Source organism: Streptomyces sp. NPDC057137 (genome assembly GCF_042670825.1).
Taxonomy (GTDB): domain Bacteria; phylum Actinomycetota; class Actinomycetes; order Streptomycetales; family Streptomycetaceae; genus Streptomyces.
Window position 1 is genome coordinate 1 of record NZ_JBHUUW010000063.1, and the last position, 17,230, is coordinate 17,230.

Annotated in this window: 11 protein-coding genes; 2 read left to right on the forward strand and 9 right to left on the reverse strand. The window is 71.6% G+C overall.

The annotated features are described in order from the left end of the window. Positions 1 to 89: 89 nt before the first annotated feature. On the forward strand, positions 90 to 701 hold the full coding sequence (locus tag ACFT9I_RS32860) for an acyltransferase (protein WP_382570387.1): 612 nt from the start codon (positions 90 to 92) through the stop codon (positions 699 to 701). A gap of 70 nt (positions 702 to 771) precedes the next feature. Further along, complete coding sequence (gene wecB, locus ACFT9I_RS32865; RefSeq protein ID WP_382570390.1) at positions 772 to 1,911, forward strand: non-hydrolyzing UDP-N-acetylglucosamine 2-epimerase; 1,140 nt, start codon at positions 772 to 774, stop codon at positions 1,909 to 1,911. Between the two features lie 83 nt (positions 1,912 to 1,994). On the opposite strand, the gene ACFT9I_RS32870 is transcribed toward wecB, so the two are convergent. From ACFT9I_RS32870 to ACFT9I_RS32910, 9 genes are all read right to left on the reverse strand, one after another. Then, the gene (locus ACFT9I_RS32870) at positions 1,995 to 3,548 is read right to left on the reverse strand and encodes a glycosyltransferase family 4 protein (RefSeq protein WP_382570393.1); all 1,554 of its coding nucleotides are present in this window, start codon (positions 3,546 to 3,548) and stop codon (positions 1,995 to 1,997) included. A 24-nt stretch (positions 3,549 to 3,572) separates the two neighbouring features. Further along, entirely contained in the window at positions 3,573 to 4,856 is a 1,284-nt protein-coding gene (locus ACFT9I_RS32875; protein WP_382570396.1) for a nucleotide sugar dehydrogenase, read from the reverse strand. Further along, positions 4,853 to 6,490, reverse strand: a complete 1,638-nt coding sequence (locus ACFT9I_RS32880) for a glycosyltransferase family 2 protein (RefSeq protein ID WP_382570398.1) — start codon at positions 6,488 to 6,490, stop codon at positions 4,853 to 4,855. Before ACFT9I_RS32880 ends, ACFT9I_RS32875 begins: the two co-directional genes overlap by 4 nt. Further along, positions 6,487 to 8,103 (reverse strand): glycosyltransferase family 4 protein, encoded by a 1,617-nt coding sequence (locus tag ACFT9I_RS32885; RefSeq protein ID WP_382570400.1) that lies wholly within the window; start codon positions 8,101 to 8,103, stop codon positions 6,487 to 6,489. Before ACFT9I_RS32885 ends, ACFT9I_RS32880 begins: the two co-directional genes overlap by 4 nt. A gap of 165 nt (positions 8,104 to 8,268) precedes the next feature. Next, the gene (locus ACFT9I_RS32890; protein WP_382570403.1) at positions 8,269 to 9,282 is read right to left on the reverse strand and encodes a Gfo/Idh/MocA family protein; all 1,014 of its coding nucleotides are present in this window, start codon (positions 9,280 to 9,282) and stop codon (positions 8,269 to 8,271) included. After that, positions 9,279 to 10,397: a DegT/DnrJ/EryC1/StrS family aminotransferase gene (locus tag ACFT9I_RS32895; protein WP_382570405.1), complete on the reverse strand. Its 1,119-nt coding sequence runs from the start codon at positions 10,395 to 10,397 to the stop codon at positions 9,279 to 9,281. The genes ACFT9I_RS32890 and ACFT9I_RS32895 overlap by 4 nt, the downstream gene beginning before the upstream one ends. Before the next feature lie 350 nt (positions 10,398 to 10,747). Next, positions 10,748 to 14,881, reverse strand: a complete 4,134-nt coding sequence (locus ACFT9I_RS32900; protein ID WP_382570407.1) for a ribonuclease E/G — start codon at positions 14,879 to 14,881, stop codon at positions 10,748 to 10,750. A gap of 243 nt (positions 14,882 to 15,124) precedes the next feature. Then, positions 15,125 to 15,907: a TIGR03936 family radical SAM-associated protein gene (locus ACFT9I_RS32905; RefSeq protein WP_382570410.1), complete on the reverse strand. Its 783-nt coding sequence runs from the start codon at positions 15,905 to 15,907 to the stop codon at positions 15,125 to 15,127. 129 nt (positions 15,908 to 16,036) lie between these two features. Next, positions 16,037 to 17,173, reverse strand: a complete 1,137-nt coding sequence (locus ACFT9I_RS32910) for a hypothetical protein (RefSeq protein ID WP_382570412.1) — start codon at positions 17,171 to 17,173, stop codon at positions 16,037 to 16,039. Positions 17,174 to 17,230 lie beyond the last annotated feature (57 nt).

Sequence of the window (17,230 nt, forward strand, 5' to 3'; positions counted from 1 at the left end):
ACTGGGGGCGGGCCATCGCCGTCGCATTCGAACAGCGACGCTATGCTCACCTGGCGATGACGTATCAGGAAAGTCCGAAAGGCACCAGCGTGAACTACAGGGTCCAGCCAACCGCCCAGGTCGACGAGACCGCGGTGGTCGGTGACGGCAGCAGCGTCTGGGAGCTCGCGCAGATCCGGGAGAACGCGCGCCTGGGCGAGAACTGCGTCGTCGGGCGTGGTGCCTATGTCGGGACCGGGGTCCGGATCGGTGACAACGTCAAGATCCAGAATTACGCGCTGGTGTACGAGCCCGCAGAGCTGGCCGACGGTGTGTTCATCGGCCCCGCCGTCGTCCTCACCAATGACCTGAACCCCCGCTCCGTGGATCCCGACGGCAAGCTGAAGCGCGGCTCCGACTGGGAGGCCGTCGGCGTGAAGATCGCCGAGGGTGCCTCGCTGGGCGCCCGGTCGGTCTGCGTCGCGCCCGTGCGGATCGGCCGCTGGGCGATGATCGCCGCCGGCGCCGTCGTCACGCAGGACGTGCCGGACTTCGGGCTGGTCGTGGGCGTTCCGGCCCGTCGGATCGGCTGGGTCGGGCGGGCGGGCGTGAAGCTCGTGGCGCGGGACGGGGAGCCCGGCGTGTGGGAGTGCCCCAGGACCGGCGCGCTGCACGACGAGAAGGACGGCGTCCTGGCCGAGCGGGGCGCGCCCGCCCTCTGAACCGCACGCACACGCAGAACCCGTCACACACCAGACCGCCACCCACGGTGGCCTTGCAGAAGAGTGTTCGATGAAAGTCATCAGCATCGTCGGTGCCCGTCCACAGCTGGTCAAACTCGCGCCCATCGCCGCGGCGTTCGCGCGGACCGAGCATCAGCACGTCATCGTCCACACCGGACAGCACTACGACGCCGACCTCTCGGACGTCTTCTTCTCCGGACTCGGGATACCCGACCCGGACGTCCATCTGGGCGTCGGCTCCGGCAGCCACGGCGTCCAGACCGGGGCCGTACTCTCCGCCCTCGACCCGGTCCTCGAAGCCGAGCGGCCCGACTGGGTACTGGTCTACGGAGACACCAACTCCACCATCGCCGGCGCGCTCTCCGCGGTGAAGCAGCACTTCCCGGTCGCCCATCTGGAGGCGGGACTGCGGTCGTTCAACCGCCGGATGCCCGAGGAGCACAACCGCGTCCTCACCGACCACTGCGCCGATCTGCTGCTGGCCCCCACCGCCGAGGCCATGCGCCACCTCGCCAACGAGGGCCTCGCCCCGCGCGCGCAGCTGGCCGGCGACGTCATGGTCGACATCTGCCTGCGGATCCGCGACGCCGTGCTCGCCGGTGAGCACCCGGCCCCGGCGCTGCCGGAGGGGATCGATCCCAACGCGCCGTTCCTGCTCGCCACCCTGCACCGCCCGGACAACACCGACGACCCCGCCAGGCTCGCCGCGATCCTCAAGGCGCTCGGCGAACTGCCGCTTCCGGTGGCGCTGTTGGCGCACCCGCGACTGGTGGCCAAGGCGCAGTTGCACGGCATCGAGCTGAACCAGGGCTCGGTACGAGTGGGCCGGCCGCTTCCGTACGCGGGTCTCGTCGCCGGCGTCCTCGCGTCGGCCGGTGTGGTGACGGACTCCGGCGGCCTGCAGAAGGAGGCGTACCTCCTGGACCGGGTCTGCACCACCATCCGTCCCGAGACGGAGTGGGTCGAGACCCTTGAGGACGGCTGGAACCATCTGGTCCCGGACCCGCACGAGCTGGCCCCCGAGAAGTGGGCGGCGCTGGCCGTACGGTCGGCCCCGACGGCCCCGCACGGCGCCCCGTACGGTGACGGAACGGCCGCGCGACGCGTCGTCGAGCTGATGGAGCAGGCCAAGGACCGGGCGGCGATCCCCGCCCAGGCGGCCCAGGCGGCCCAGGCCGTCCACGCCTGACAGGCACAGCGGTTGTACGAGTGAGGGCCCACCCGCACGCGGGTGGGCCCTCACTCGTACGGCGAACAGCCGGCTCAGCCCGCTCAGCCGAGATGCTTCAACAGCCGCTCGTACAGCGCCACATACTTCTCCGCCTGCGCTTCCCAGCTCCACTCGTCGAGCATGCCCGGCCGGTCGTACGGCGCGGTGTAGCGGTCCCGGTCGCTCAGCACCGCCCCCACCGCCCGCGCCAGGTCCTTGCCGTCCTCGGAGCGGAAGACCTCACCGTTGCCGACCCGGTTGACCTCGTCCGACATGGCCTTCACATCGCTGACCACCACGGGCAGCCGCGCCTGCATGAACTCGAAGAACTTGGTACTCAGGGCGACTTCGTGGTTCACCGGCCCCTTGCGCAGCGGGTGGATGCCCACGTCCGCCGTCGACAGGAACCGCACCAGCACGTCGTACGGCACGTACGGCATGAAGTGCACGCGGTCCGTGGCGCCGATGCTCTCCGCCTGCTCCCGCAGCGAGCGCACGTACTCGCCGTCCAGGTTGTTGATCATGAAGGCGGCGTGCACGTCCTCCGAGAACGCCAGCGACTCCACGATCGTGTGCAGACAGCGCTGCGGCGCCGCCCCGCCGCAGTACACGGTGAGGGGGGTGTCGGGCCCGAGCCCGCACGCCTCGCGTACGTCCCTGGCACCGCCCTCCGTGGTCCAGTCCGAGGACTCGTCCTCGCCCGGCACCAGCTTCGGCGGCGCGTTGAGGGTGACGACGGGCCGCTCGTTGAGACCGTGCGAGGTCTCCAGCATCTCCGCCAGCGCCGGCGACACCGTGACCACCGCGTCGACGTAGGGAATGTGCTCACGCTCGTAGGCGACCTGCGAGGTGAGCCACTTCTTCGAGGGGGTGGCCTGCGCGAGTCCGGGCACGAACTCGTGCGCGTCGTACACGACCCGTACGTCACGGCCCGCCGCGCGGGCCCGCACCCCGGCCCGCGCCGCGACACCGATCATGCGGTAGTCATGGGCGTGGATCAGATCGGGCTGCAGCTCCTCGATCTTGTCGCGGTAGCTCAACTCGTAGCGCAGCGGCAGCGGATCCAGCCGCCGCCACGCCCTGTCCCCCATCGTGGCGCCCCAGAAGGCCATCTCCAGGCCCTCCAGCGCACCGTTCTTGTCACCCCAGGCAGCGGCGGCCGCCTTCGTCTGACGGGTCCTGGCCTGGATCGTGGTGCGCCTGACCTTGCCCGCCAACCGCGCCGCGATGAGCGGCAGTTGCTTGGTGCTCGGCGGCTTCGCGATACCGGTACGGGCGGCGGTGCCCGCACCGCGCACCTCCAACTCCGCCCAGTCGACCTTGATACGGCGGTTCTTGAGCAGCGCCTTGTCCTGGCTCTCGTACGCCAGCGGATAGCGGACACCCGTCACCCGGCGACGCAGCGACTTGCGCGGGGGCAGCCGCCGGAGCGTCAGCCGGTGGATCCGCGCCTCACCGAGCAGGTAGGTGTCGGGGCCGGTCGCCGGCGCGCGGCCTATGAGATGGACCTCCCACCCCGCGTCCGCCATCGACCGTGCGTGCTTCTGGACCCGTGAGTCACCGTCGATGGTGTTGTCGACGAGCATCACGACTCGTCCGGGGCGACGCTCTGGCATGTCTCTCGTTCCTCTGCTCAACGCTCAGCCGCCGATGACGACGCGGCGTACGCCGCGCCAGGCATCCGGGTCGGTGGTACGGCGGCCGTCGACCAGCACCGTGACGTCCGGCAGGTCGGCCGGCTTCAGGTCGCGGTACTCGACGTGGTCCGCCTGGAGCACCGCGGCCGTGACCTTCTCGCCCTCGTGCGGGGGCAGGCCGTGCGCGGTCAGCTCCTCGGACGTGTACATCGGGTCGGAGACGTACGGCACGGCGCCGCGCGCCCGCAGCGCCTCGACCGTCGGGAAGACGCCCGAGAACGCCGTCTCCTTGACGCCGCCGCGGTAGGCCGCGCCCAGCACGAGCACGGCCACGCCGGTCAGGTCGCCGTACGCCGCGGCCAGCAGGTCCACCGCGTACTCGGGCATCGCCGCGTTCGCCTCGCGCGCCGAGCGCACGACGGTCGCCGCCGGGTCGTTCCACAGGTACATCCGCGGGTAGATCGGGATGCAGTGGCCGCCGACGGCGATGCCGGGCTGGTGGATGTGGCTGTACGGCTGGCTGTTGCAGGCCTCGATGACCTTCTTGATGTCGATGTCGTTCTGGTCGGCGAAGCGCGCGAACTGGTTCGCCAGGCCGATGTTGACGTCGCGGTACGTGGTCTCGGCGAGCTTCGCCAGCTCGGAGGCCTCGGCGGTGCCGAGGTCCCAGACGCCGTTCTCACGCGGCAGGTCCTCGCGTACGTCGAAGTCGAGCACGGCCTCGTAGAAGTCGACGCCGTGCTTGGCCGACGCCTCGTCGATGCCGCCGACGAGCTTGGGGTAGCGGCGCAGATCCGCGAACACCCGGCCGGTCAGGACGCGTTCGGGCGAGAAGACGAGGTGGAAGTCCTCGCCGGGGGTGAGCCCCGAGCCCTCCTGGAGCATCGGCGCCCAGCGGGTGCGGGTGGTGCCGACGGGCAGGGTGGTCTCGTAGCTGACGAGGGTGCCGGGCTTCAGGCCCTTGGCGATCGCCTTCGTCGCGGAGTCCATCCAGCCGAAGTCGGGCACGCCGTCGGCGTCCACGAAGAGCGGGACGACGACCACGACGGCGTCGGACTGCGCGACGGCGGCGGCGGCGGCGGTGGTGGCCGTGAGCAGCCCGGCGTCGACGGTCTGCTTGAGTTTGACGTCGAGGTCGTGCTCACCGGGGAAGGGCTCCGTACCGGCGTTGACCAGCTCGACGACCTTCTCGTTGACGTCGGCGCCGAAGACGCGGTGGCCCTTGACGGCGAACTGCACGGCGAGCGGCAGGCCGATCTTGCCGAGCGCGACTACACAGATATTCATCGGATTACTTTCCTCTTGAACCGGGGCAGCAGGCTTCGTACCCGCGCGCGGAAGGATGGTGTCGGCTCCCACAGCGGAGCCGTGGTGATCACCAGTCGCCCCTTGGGATTCACATTGGCCGACGCCCGGTACGGGACGGCGTCGCCCCAGCGCCTGGCGAGCGGCATCGGCAGGCCGCGGGTACGGACCGGGATCTCGTACGTGGAGCCGGCGACGTCCACGTAGACGCGGGCGCCGAGTTTGGTCCTGACGGGCGGCAGGGGAATGCGGGCGGTGAGCACAGTGCCGGTGCCGTCCGGTGCCGGGGTGCGGACGAACTCGCCCACCGGCGCCGGAAGTTTGGCGTCCGAGGGCAGCCGCCTGCTGTTCCCCACGCTCTTGGGCAGGGCGCCGGCCCGGAGACGTACCACGGCCGAGCCCGTGTCGCCCAGGACCGGAATCCGCACCGTGACGGCGAGGAACAGGTCTTTGCCGTCCCGCTGTTCCCACTCGGCGGCCAACAGCCGCGTGCCGTCGCCGAGTCGGCCGGTGATGGGGCCGAGCAGCTGGAACGCCCGGAGTGCCGCCTCGTCGTCCGACGCCCGGAAGCCGGGGTACGCGGCGTAGGCGCGACCACCGTCGAGGTAGGTCGGCGGCAGGGCACCACCCGCCGTATCGGCGCGGACCAGTTCCGTGAGCGCCCGGGTGTCCCGCCGGAAGATCCAGTGGAAGCGGAGCCGCTGGGGAACGGCGACTCGGTCCTGCACCCGTACGAACAGGGCTTTGTAGTACTCCTCCAGGAAGTCGGCCGTCGCCCGAACGCACTCCTCGCGCCTCACCGGATCCATGGCGAGGTAGTTCTCGCCGAAGATCCAGGCCAGGTCCACCTTCAGCAGCCTGAGCGCGAACTCGTCGTACAGCTCACCCGGGCCGGCGAGCCGGTCCAGCAGGTCGAGAACGTGCCGGCAGACCTGCAACCGGTCCTCGAACCTGGCCCGGTAGGTGATGTTGCTGTCGTCCGGCCGCCGTACCGCGTAGTAGCAGTCGTAGTCCGCCACGACCGAGACGGTCGTGGCGTGCACGTACGCCTCCAGCGTGAAAGGCATGTCGCTGCTGACGGGCAGGCCCTCGGAGAAGCGCATGCCGTGCTTCTCGACCAGGGCCCGCCGGTAGAGCTTGGTGTTGGAGATCGCGTACAGCGCGCCCGAGCCGACCAGTTCGATCTTGTCCTCGGTGCTCCGGAAGACCGCGCGAGGCACCGACCGGTCCCCCACCGCCACCATCTTGCCGATGACGACGTCCGACTCGTTGCGGTCGGCCATCGCGACCATGCGTTCCAGCGCTTCGGGACCCAGATAGTCGTCCGCGCCGGTGAAGAACACGAAACGGCCGGACGCCTCGTCGAGAGCGCGGTTGCTGGGGCCCGCCGGGCCGCCCGAGTTGGCCTGGTGCAGGACCTTGACCGTGCCGGGGTGGAGCGCGGCGTAGCGGTCCAGCTCCTCCCCGCTGCCGTCGGTGGAACCGTCGTCGACCGCGATGATCTCCATCCGGTCGTGGCCGATGGTCTGCCCGACCAGCGAGTCGAGACACTCGGTGAGGGCGGGCATCGTGTTGTACACGGCCACCACAACCGTGACGTCGGGGATCGTCGTCATCGTCTGGGCTCCGGCTTCTTCCGGTTCGGGACCAGTGAGGTGTACAGCCCGTCGAGCGCCTCCGCCTGCGCCTCCCACGTCCACGCGTCCAGCAGCCCCGGCTTCTCGTACGCGGCCCGGTACGGTTCCGGGTCGGCCAGGACCTGCTTTATCGCGCGGGCCAGGTCGTCTATGTCCTGGGCGGTGAAGACCTCGCCCTGGCCGGTGGACCGGGTGACCTCGGACATCGTCTTCACGTCGCTCACGACCAGCGGCAGCCGCGCGTGCGAGTACTCGAAGAACTTCGTGATCAGCGCGATCTCGTGGTTCGGCCAGTGGTGGATCGGGATGCACCCCGCGTTCGCGGCCGACAGGAAGCGCACGACCTGCCAGTGCGGCACGTACGGCACCGTGTGCAGCCGGTCGCCCGCGCCCAGCTCGGCGGCGCGCGCCAGCAGGGTCTGCATGTAGGGGGACGTCGGGTTGGGCACCACGAACGCGATGTGGACGCCGTCGAGCTTCGGCAGCGTCTCGACCAGGTCGCCGAGGCCGCGCTGCGGGCCCGGTGAGCCGCTGTAGACGATCAGCGGGACGTCGGGGCCGATGCCGCACAGCTCACGCAGGTCCGGCGTCGGCTCCGGCTCGCCGTCGGTGTCCACGGCGACGCGGGTGACCGCGTGCGCCTCGGCGTCCGCCGGGCGGTCCGGCGCGTTCAGCACCACCGTCGGCCGCTCCGTCAGCCCGTGCCGCTCGATCAGCAGGTCGGAGAGCCCCTCCGAGACCGTGACCACCGCGTCGGCGTACGGCGCGTACTCGCTCTCGTGCGCCGTGTTGCCCGGGATCCAGTGGGCGTTGTCCTCCCACGGGCGCACTCCGGGCAGGAACTCGTGCGCGTCCCAGACCAGCTTCACCGACCGGCCGGCGGCCCTCGCCCGGACCGTGGCCCGCGCGCCGACGCCCAGCATGCGGAAGTCGTTGGCGTGGATGAGGTCGGGCTTGAGCGCGTCGATCTCCGGGCCGTACGTCAGCTCGTAGTCCCACAGGGCGGGTTCGAGCCTGCGCCAGGCGCGCTTGCCCTTGACCGCGGTCCAGGACGCGGTGAACAGCCGGTCCAGCGGACCGCGCAGCCGGCGGCCGGCCTGCTGGGCCGCCTTGCTGTGCCGCGACCGGAGCCCGACCCAGCGCTGCACGATGTTGGAGACCGGTCCGGCCACCCGCAGGCGTACGCCTTCGACCTGGCGGAACAGCGGGGTGCCGACCGCCCCCGGTGCCACCTTGAGCGCGGCACGGCGGGTCGCGACGTCCGCGCGCCACGCCTTGGCCCATTGCCGCCGGTACGCGGCGATCGGGCCGGGCGGGTAGGCGAGCGGGCGGCGCAGCAGGGAGCGGTGACGTTCGGCGTGGCGCTTGGCGAGCGGAGCCTTCAGCGGCAGCAGCCGGACCTCCGCGTCGCCGAGCTTCCAGCTGCGGCCCTTGCCGGTGCGGACCAGCCCGAGCAGGGTGACGTCCCAGCCGGCGGCCGCCGCGGACTCGGCCGCCTTCTGTACCCGCGAGTCGCCGTCGACCTTGTTGTCGACGAGCATGACGATGCGCCCCTTGCCGGTCATGTCACCACCGACACTCTGCGTATCCATCAACTGCCTTTCTGAACCGGTCACTTGAGGAAGCTGGTGCGGACCTGCGCGGACCTGCGCGGTCCGGTGCGGCCCCCGGGACTCCGCCCCCGTCCTCCCGCCCGTCGAGGGCGTCAAGGAAAAGCGGCGGGTAACCCGTTAGAGGGAACCGAAGGCGTCGAGGTTTCAGCCGGGGACGTATTCCGTGTCGAGCCGGACGGTCATGCCGTTCGCGGCCGACTCCAGCAGGGACGCCGCCACCTCGACCGTGCGCAGCCCCTGCCGCAGCGTGCAGATGTCGTGCGACTCGCCCAGTACGGCGTCCCGGAACAGCTCGTGCTCCACCAGCAGCGGCTCGCGCTTGGGGATGGCGTAGCGGATCATGTCGCCCTCGGCCACGCCGCGGAACGCGCGCAGCGCCTCCCACTCGGTGGTCACCGCCGCGTTGGAGTAGAAGGTCAGGTCGGCGGTGAGCGTGTCGGCGATGAAGCAGCCGCGCTCGCCGGTGACCGACGTGAAGCGCTCCTTGAGCGGGCTCAGCCAGTTGACCAGGTGGTTGACCATCGTGCCGTCGGAGAGCCGGCCCACGGCGGAGACCATGTCCTCGTGCGGGCGGCCGCTCTTGGAGACCGTGTGGGCGGAGATCGAGGTGTACGTCTGGCCGGTCACCCAGCCGGTCAGGTCGATGTCGTGGGTGGCGAGGTCCTTGACGACGCCGACATCGGCGATGCGGTGCGGGAACGGGCCCTGACGGCGCGTCACCACCTGGTACACGTCACCGAGTTCACCGGCCTCCAGCCGGGTGCGGAGGCTGCGCAGCGCCGGGTTGCAGCGCTCGATGTGGCCGACGCCGGCGACCAGGTCGCGCGACTCGAAGGCCTCGACCAGACGGCGCGCGCCCTCGACGGTGTCGGCGAGGGGCTTCTCGATGAGCGCGCTCACCCCGGCCTCGGCGAGCTGGAGGCCGACCTCCTCGTGCAGGGCGGTCGGGCAGGCGATGACGGCGTAGTCGACGCCGATCGCGAGCAGTTCCTCGACGGTGTCGAGGACGGGCGCGCCCTGCGCCAGTCCGTTCTTGTCGCCGAGCGGGTCGACGACCCCGACGAGCGAGACGCCGTCGAGACCGGCCAGTACGCGTGCGTGGTGGCGCCCCATCGAGCCCAGGCCGATCAGGCCGGCGCGCAGTCCCCCAGTGGTCACAGCTTCTCTCCCAGCTCGTTCACGGCGGAAACGATTCGCTCCAGCTCGGACTTGGACAGCGAGGGGTGCACCGGCAGCGAGACGACCTCGGCGGCCGCCCGCTCGGTCTCCGGCAGATCCCAGTTGCGTCCGGCCTTCTGGTCCGGCTCCCAGAACGGCCGCAGCCGGTGGATGGGAGTCGGGTAGTACACGGCGTTGCCGACGCCGGCCTCGGTGAGCTTGGCCATCGCGGCGTCGCGGTCACCGGTGATCCGGACGGTGTACTGGTGGTAGACGTGGTACGCGCCGTCGGCGACCGGGGGCGTCACCACACCGGGCGCGGTGATGTTCTCGGTCAGGTACGCGGCGTTGGCCCGGCGCTGCTCGGTCCAGCCGGGCAGCTTGCCGAGCTGTACGCGGCCGATGGCGGCGGCCACGTCGGTGAGGCGCATGTTGGCGCCGACGATCTCGTTCGCGTACCGCTGCTCCATGCCCTGGTTGCGCAGCAGGCGCAGGGTGCGGGCGACCTCGGCGTCGCCGGTGGAGATCATGCCGCCTTCGAGCGAGTGCATGTTCTTCGTCGGGTAGAAGCTGAAGGTGCCGCCGGAGCCGAAGGCGCCGACCGGCGTGCCGTGCAGCGACGCGGCGTGCGCCTGGCAGGCGTCCTCCACGACGGCGAGCTTGTGCTTGTCAGCGATGGGCATCAGCTTGTCCATCGAGGCCGGGTTGCCGTACAGGTGGACCGGCATGATCGCGGCGGTGCGCGGGGTGATCGCGGCCTCGACGGCGGCCGGGTCGAGTCCGAAGTTGCCGGGCTCGATGTCGGCGAAGACGACGTCGGCGCCGACGAGCCGTACCGCGTTGGCGGAGGCGGCGAACGAGAACGACGGCACGATGACCTCGTCACCCGGGCCGATGCCGAGGGCGAGGAGCAGCAGGTGGAGCGCCGACGTGCCGGAGTTCACGGCCACGCAGTGGCGGCCGGCGACAAGCTCGGCGAAGCCCTCTTCGAACGCGGCCACCTCGGGGCCCTGGACGACCCGGCCGGTACGCAGTACGCGGACCGCGGCCTCGATCTCTTCTTCCCCGATGACCGGGCGGGCAGCGGGGATCGGCTGCACTTCACTGCTCGACATGGACGTCGTCCTCCTTGAAACACCGCGAAAGCTCTCTGTGGCAGAGGCCAGGAGTGCAGCGGGCGTCTCACGAGGCCGCGTGTACCCCTACGGCGCGATGGCCGACGCCCTGCCGAGGAATGTGGGACCGCTGTCCCTGTACGGGCCGGTCCCCGACCGCAGGTTCCGGGCGGGGACTGTCGACGGCGGGGACCGCCAGTCACATTATCAGGGATTTCCGGTGGAATTTCGGTCGTGTTAACCGCCATTCGCATCAATTCCGAAACAAAAAGGCCCGTGCCCGCCACTGGATTCCCAGGGGCGGGCACGGGCCGTTCAACCGGCGATCACCAAACGTTCAGCTTGACAACTCACCCATCAGTGGCCACCGACACCGCGGGGGCCGACTGCTCGGCCGCCGACGTCTTCTTGGCCACGGACTTCGTGGTCGTCTTCTTCGCCGTGGTCTTCTTGGCGGCGGTCTTCTTGGCCGCCGTCTTCTTCGTGGCCGCCTTCTTCGCCGTGGCCTTCTTCGCGGTCTTTCGAGCCGCCTTCTTGGCCGGAGCTGAAGATTCCGCATTGCTGTCGTCGCCGGACTCGCCGGACTCTTCGGCGTGTCCCGGGGATTCGGCCGATTGGCCGGACTCGGCTGCCGAATCCACCACCAGGACGGCCGCCTCCTCGGCGCCCGTCGGCGAACCGGCCGGGGCCGACGCCTTACGGGTCGCCCTGCGGCGCGCCCGCGGCGGTGCCGCCTCGGGCGTGTCGGTCACGGGCGTGTCGCCGACGGGGGCGTCGGTGCCGGCCTCGGGCCGTACGGCCTCCGGCTCCGCAGCGACGGGCGCCGCCGACTGCTCGACGACGACCTCGGCCGCCCGCTCGGCGGCCTGGTCGGACCCGCCCGTCTTCGGCGAGCCGGCCGGAGCCGACGCCTTACGGGTGGCCCGGCGGCGGGTACGGCCCTGCGGAGCCGCCTCCTCCACGTCGACCTCGGGCTCGGCGACCGGCACGGACGAGGCGACCGGCGCCGGCACCTCGGCCGGCTCGTCGGCCGCCCGTACCTTCGGCTCGGGCTCCGTCGACCTCGGCGAACCGGCCGGAGCCGACGCCTTGCGCGACGCCCGGCGGCGCGAACGCCCGCCACGCGCGGCCGTCTCGGCCTCCGCGACGCTGCTGTACAGCTCCTCGTCGGGCACGAACTCCGGCGCGGGCAGCGCGACCGGGGCGGCGGCCTCCGCCGCCACCTCGGCCTCGGACTCGGACTCCGCGTCCGTCAGGACATCGGCCGCCGTCTCGTGCTCGTGGTCGTGGTCATGGCTGTGGTCGTGGTCCGCACCGGACCCGCCGCGGCGCTTCTTCGCGCGCTTGCCGTTGCCGCCACCGCCGACGTTGCCACCGCCGCCACCGGAGCTGGTCGGCTGCTCCATGTGGACGATGACGCCGCGCCCGTTGCAGTGGACGCAGGTCTCGGAGAACGACTCCAGCAGACCCTGGCCCACCCGCTTACGGGTCATCTGGACCAGGCCGAGCGACGTGACTTCGGCGACCTGGTGCTTCGTACGGTCCCGGCCCAGGCACTCCAGCAGTCGCCGCAGCACCAGATCCCGGTTCGATTCGAGGACCATGTCGATGAAGTCGATGACGACGATGCCGCCCAGGTCGCGCAGCCGCAGCTGACGCACGATCTCCTCGGCCGCCTCCAGGTTGTTCCTGGTGACGGTCTCCTCCAGGTTGCCGCCCTGGCCGGTGAACTTCCCGGTGTTGACGTCGACCACGATCATGGCCTCGGTCTTGTCGATGACCAGCGAGCCACCGCTCGGCAGCCAGACCTTGCGGTCCAGCGCCTTCATCAGCTGCTCGTCGATCCGGTACGAGGCGAAGACGTCGACCTCGCTCGTCCAGCGGTTCAGCCGGTCGGACAGGTCGGGCGCCACGTGCGCCACGTAACCGTGGATGGTCTGCCATGCCTCGTCACCGCTGACGATGACCTTGGTGAAGTCCTCGTTGAAGATGTCGCGCACGACCCGGACGGTCATGTCCGGCTCACCGTAGAGAAGGGTCGGGGCGTTGCCGCTCTTCGCCTTCTTCTGGATGTCCTCCCACTGCGACTGGAGGCGCTCGACGTCGCGGCGCAGCTCGTCCTCGCTCGCGCCCTCGGCGGCCGTACGGACGATGACGCCCGCGTCCTCGGGGACGATCTTCTTCAGGATGGTCTTCAGCCGCGCCCGCTCGGTGTCGGGGAGCTTGCGGCTGATGCCGGTCATCGAGCCCTCGGGGACGTACACGAGGTAACGGCCGGGCAGTGAGACCTGGCTGGTGAGACGCGCGCCCTTGTGGCCGATCGGGTCCTTCGTCACCTGGACGAGGACCGACTGGCCGGACTTGAGCGCGGTCTCGATACGGCGCGGGCCGTTGGCCATGCCCAGCGCCTCGAAGTTGACCTCACCGGCGTACAGGACGGCGTTGCGTCCCTTGCCGATGTCGACGAAGGCGGCCTCCATGGAAGGCAGTACGTTCTGCACCTTGCCCAGGTAGACGTTGCCGACGTAGCTGGTGGCCTGCTCCTTGTTGACGTAGTGCTCGACGAGCACGTCGTCCTCGAGAACGCCGATCTGGGTGCGCTCGCCGTTCTGGCGGACGACCATCACGCGCTCGACGGCCTCGCGGCGCGCCAGGAACTCCGCCTCGGTGATGATCGGCACCCGGCGGCGGCCCTGCTCGCGGCCTTCGCGGCGGCGCTGCTTCTTCGCCTCCAGACGGGTCGAGCCCTTGATGGACTGGACCTCGTCCACGCCGGTGCCGGGCTCGGTGTCCTTCGTACGGCGCTCGCGCGGCTCACGGACCTTGACGACCGTGCGCTCCGGGTCGTCCACACCGTTGTTCTCGTTGTCGGAACCACCGTCACCGCTGCGACGGCGCCTGCGGCGACGCCGCCGGCTGCTGCTGCTTCCGCCGCCCGACTGGTTGGCGGAGTCGTCGTCGTCCTGCTCGTCGGAGTCGGCGGCGTCCGTGTCGGAGCCGTCCTCGTCGTCGGTGTCGGCGGCGTGCTTCTTGCCGCGGTCCTGGCCCCGCTCCTCCGGCGCGTCGTCGGAGTGCTCGTCCGACTGCTCGTCGGCGTCGGCGGACTCACCGCGGCGACGGCGACGGCCGCCCCGGCGGCGGCGCCGCGACGGACGGTCGAACTCGTCGGAGTCCTCGGACTCGGCGTCGGCGTCGGGCTCGTCGCTCTCGGCGGAGTGCTCGGTGTCGTGCTCGTCGTCGGCGTCCCGCGCGGCGGCGGGGGCCGGTGCGGGCGCGGGCTCGGCGGCTTCGGCGGACTCACCGCGGCGACGGCGCCTGCGGCGGCCCGAAGGCTCGGGGGCGGGCGCGGCGACGGGCTCGACGGTCGTCTCGTCCTCGATGTCGAGGTCGTCGTCATCGTCCTCGACGTCACCGGCGGCGGCCATCGCGGCGGCCGTCTCGGGGGTCTGGAACATCGGCTCGGCGAAGACGGGCGCCTGGAAGACGGCCACGGCGGGCCGGGTGGCGCGCCGACGCGACGACCGCTCGGGCGCGTCGCTCTCCTTGTCCTTCGCGGCGGACGGCGCGGAGCCGTTGCGCTGCTCGGCCTTCCTGGCCTTGGGCTCGGACTTCGACTCGGCCTTCGGCTCCGCCTTGGGCTCGGCGGTGAACTCCGGCGAGCCACCACCCCTGCGGCGCGTCCGGCCACGGGTGGCGGCCTTCTCGGCCGCCTCGACGCCCTCCTCGTCGGCGGTGATCTGCGTGACGGCGTTCGCGGGGAGCGTCTCGCCCTGCGCGCTCGCGTCGGTGTCCTCGTCGTCCACCTCGGCGGGCGCGGGAGTGGTCGCCGGTGCGGTCACCTTGCGGGTCGCACGGCGGCGGGCACGGGGCGGAGCGGCCTCGTCGGCCACCGGCTCGGCGGCGGGCGCGGGGGCGGTCTCCGGAGCGGTATCGGCCACGGGCTCGACGACCGGCTCCGCGACGCTCTCGGCGGGAGCGGCGACCTTACGAGTCGCACGGCGGCGGGCACGCGGCGGAGCGGCCCCGTCGGCCACCGGCTCGGCGACGGCCTCGGGGGCGGCGGCCTCGACCACAGGTTCGATCACCGGCTCGGCGACCGTCTCGGCGGGAGCGGCGACCTTACGGGTCGCACGGCGCCGCGCACGCGGCGGAGCGGCCTCGTCGGCCGCCGGCTCGGCAAGGGTCTCCGGGGCGGCTGCCTCGGGTGCGGGGTCGGCCACGATCTCCACGGGAGCGGTGGCCTTACGGGTGGCCCGACGGCGGGCACGCGGCGGCGCCGCCTCGTCGGTGCCGGCGGCGGGCTCGGAGGTCTCCTCCGGCACGCTCGCCGTGACCTTCGCCCCCTCGGCGGCCTCGGCCGCCGCGGACGGCGGTCCCGCCGGACGTGACGCGGCGCGGCGCCTGCGGCGCGGCGGCAGCGTGTCGCTGGGGCTGTTCAGTTCTTCTTCGGTGTCCCGGGTCGTACCGGGTTCATTCTGGGACATGCGGGCGGTTCTCCCGTCACGCTCCCGGGCGCCACGCCTTGATCCGGTCCGGCCGCGGCCCGCGCTGAGGCGCGAATGCCGCCGTCCGGGGCGCGGGCGCCGCACAGGAGCTGTTATGTCTGGGTCGCCGGTTCCGTACGTACGCGTCGTACGTACGGCCTGGCGAAAGTCTTCGTGGTCAGCGCGCCGCCCGGCCCAGGTGGCTCCCGAGGCGGATTCGAGGGCAGCGCTACAACAACCGTCCTACGCGGAGACCGCACCTTCCGGAGCCTTCGCGGCGGCGGGTCCGGCGGCCATGGATGAGCCTGCCGTGACTGCCTCGCGGTCGGGCGCGAGCGGGTCGGTCACCGTTCCGGACTCCTCGTCGAAGAGCCCCTGCGCCAGCCTGGTCACCGCTGCGGGGACCGGCGGCGCCAGGTCGGCCACAGCTCGGAGACCGGAAAGGACGTCGTCGGGTCGAACGGCGGGTGTCATGTGCCGAACTACCAGCCGCAGTATCGCACAGCGCTCGGCCCCCGGCCTATCGGCCTGTGGAGGAAGGGTTCGCAGGTCGACCACGGCTTCCCGGGCGTCGAAGGTCCGCATGCCGTTCTTCGCACGCCGTTCGACCTCCACCACCTCGGCGGCCAGGAAGGCGGTCACGGCCCGCTCGGCCTCTTCGTGGTCCACACCGTCGAGCCGCAGCTCCCACTCGGAGGCGGTCAGCCGGTCGGCGAGACCCGATGTGCGGGCCTCGACGGCGTCGATGATGTCGAGCCCGGTGGGCAGCGACTCGTCGAGCAGTTCGCGCAGTGCGGCGGGATCACGCGTCGCCGCCAGGGCGATCTCCAGGTACTCGGCCTCGCTGCCCGTGCCGGTGGGTGCGGCATTCGCGTAGCTGACCTTCGGGTGCGGGGTGAAGCCCGCGGAGTACGCCATGGGGACGTCGGCGCGGCGCAGGGCCCGCTCGAAGGCGCGCTGGAAATCGCGGTGGCTGGTGAACCGGAGGCGGCCACGCTTGGTGTAACGCAGTCTGATGCGCTGCACCGTCGGCGCGGGCGGGGGGCCTTCGGGCTGTCGCTTGCCCAGTGGTTCTTCTCCTCGGTGCGGGGTGCGCGCGGTGGCGCACACCCTCGGACGCGCGGCCGACCGGGCGGTCGGCCCCGGAAACCCGGCTCACACCTGCTTGCGCAGGGAGATCTCGGGTGCGGGTACCGCGCCGGGGACGGTTGTTGTACTACCCAGCGTACGCGCCCCGTCGACCGGCACCTTCACAGGCTCGGCCGGGCGGGGAGCGCCGACCAGGGCGCGCCAGGCGTCCCGGCGGGTCTGCCGGACGGTTTCCCCGGCGGAGCGCAGCGCGCTCCTGACCGCCCGGCCCGCTTCGGCGGCCGCCTGCTTGGCCGGGGCCCACACGTGGTCGCGTACGGCATGGCCGACCGGGGTGCAGACGTCCCGGTAGAACCAGCTCACGGGCTGCCCGATCAAGACCCAGGCCAGCCATTTCAGCGCCCGGCCGACCGCGCGCGAGATCTGTCCGGCGATCCGCCAGGCGACGCCGACGGCGTCGGCGATCTCACGGCCGACGGGGGCGAGGACCGTGCGGTAGAGCCAGCCGAGCGGGGTGATCAGCAGGGCGCCGACGAGCCATCCGAGCGCCTTCCAGACACCGCCGACGGCCAGCACGACGCCTCTGACGAGCCCCACGAGCAGCCAGGCGATGCCGTGGCCGATCGGGGTGAGCACCTGCCGGTAGAGCCACACCGCCGGCACCACGAGCCCGTAGTGCACCACCGGCACCAGCACATAGCGCCACAGAGCCACCCAGGGCCAGACGAACAGCGCCTTGCCCAGCCACCCGAGGACGAGACCCAGCACCCGCCCGGTCGGCGTGAGCAACGTCTCGTAGAGCCAGGAGCAGACGAAGGCGATGCCGTGGCCGATCGGGGTGAGGACCTTCGCGTACAGCCACACCACCGGCACCACGACGCCGTACCGCCACAGCGCCACCCACGGCCACACGAACAACGCCTTGCCCAGCCACCCCAGCGCGCGCCCGAGCGGAACGAGCAGCGTCTCGTACAGCCAGGAGCAGGCCAGCCCGATCCCCCGTCCGACCGGCCGGAACAGGGCCCGGTGCAGCGCCCGCGCCCCGGCGGCGATCAGATCCCACACCAGGCGCACCGGGACGACGAGCACGAGTACGACGATCCGGACCGGAATCCGGATGGCCGTGGTCAGACAGCCCTCACCCGGCTCGTACGGCTCGGGTGCCGGCGGTGCCATCGGTGTCGGCGTCTTCTCCAGGTCCATGCCTCACAGGACGCCCCCGACGCCCGCCCGGATCCCGGATCGGCGCCGCACACCACG

Bases quoted from the DNA above. Each gene is read 5' to 3' on its own strand.
- ACFT9I_RS32910 (WP_382570412.1), bottom strand. From the start codon at position 17,173: ATGGACCTGGAGAAGACGCCGACACCGATGGCACCGCCGGCACCCGAG.
- ACFT9I_RS32880 (WP_382570398.1), bottom strand. From the start codon at position 6,490: ATGACGACGATCCCCGACGTCACGGTTGTGGTGGCCGTGTACAACACG.
- ACFT9I_RS32895 (WP_382570405.1), bottom strand. From the start codon at position 10,397: ATGTCGAGCAGTGAAGTGCAGCCGATCCCCGCTGCCCGCCCGGTCATC.
- wecB (WP_382570390.1), top strand. From the start codon at position 772: ATGAAAGTCATCAGCATCGTCGGTGCCCGTCCACAGCTGGTCAAACTC.
- ACFT9I_RS32900 (WP_382570407.1), bottom strand. From the start codon at position 14,881: ATGTCCCAGAATGAACCCGGTACGACCCGGGACACCGAAGAAGAACTG.
- ACFT9I_RS32870 (WP_382570393.1), bottom strand. From the start codon at position 3,548: ATGCCAGAGCGTCGCCCCGGACGAGTCGTGATGCTCGTCGACAACACC.
- ACFT9I_RS32885 (WP_382570400.1), bottom strand. From the start codon at position 8,103: ATGGATACGCAGAGTGTCGGTGGTGACATGACCGGCAAGGGGCGCATC.
- ACFT9I_RS32875 (WP_382570396.1), bottom strand. From the start codon at position 4,856: ATGAATATCTGTGTAGTCGCGCTCGGCAAGATCGGCCTGCCGCTCGCC.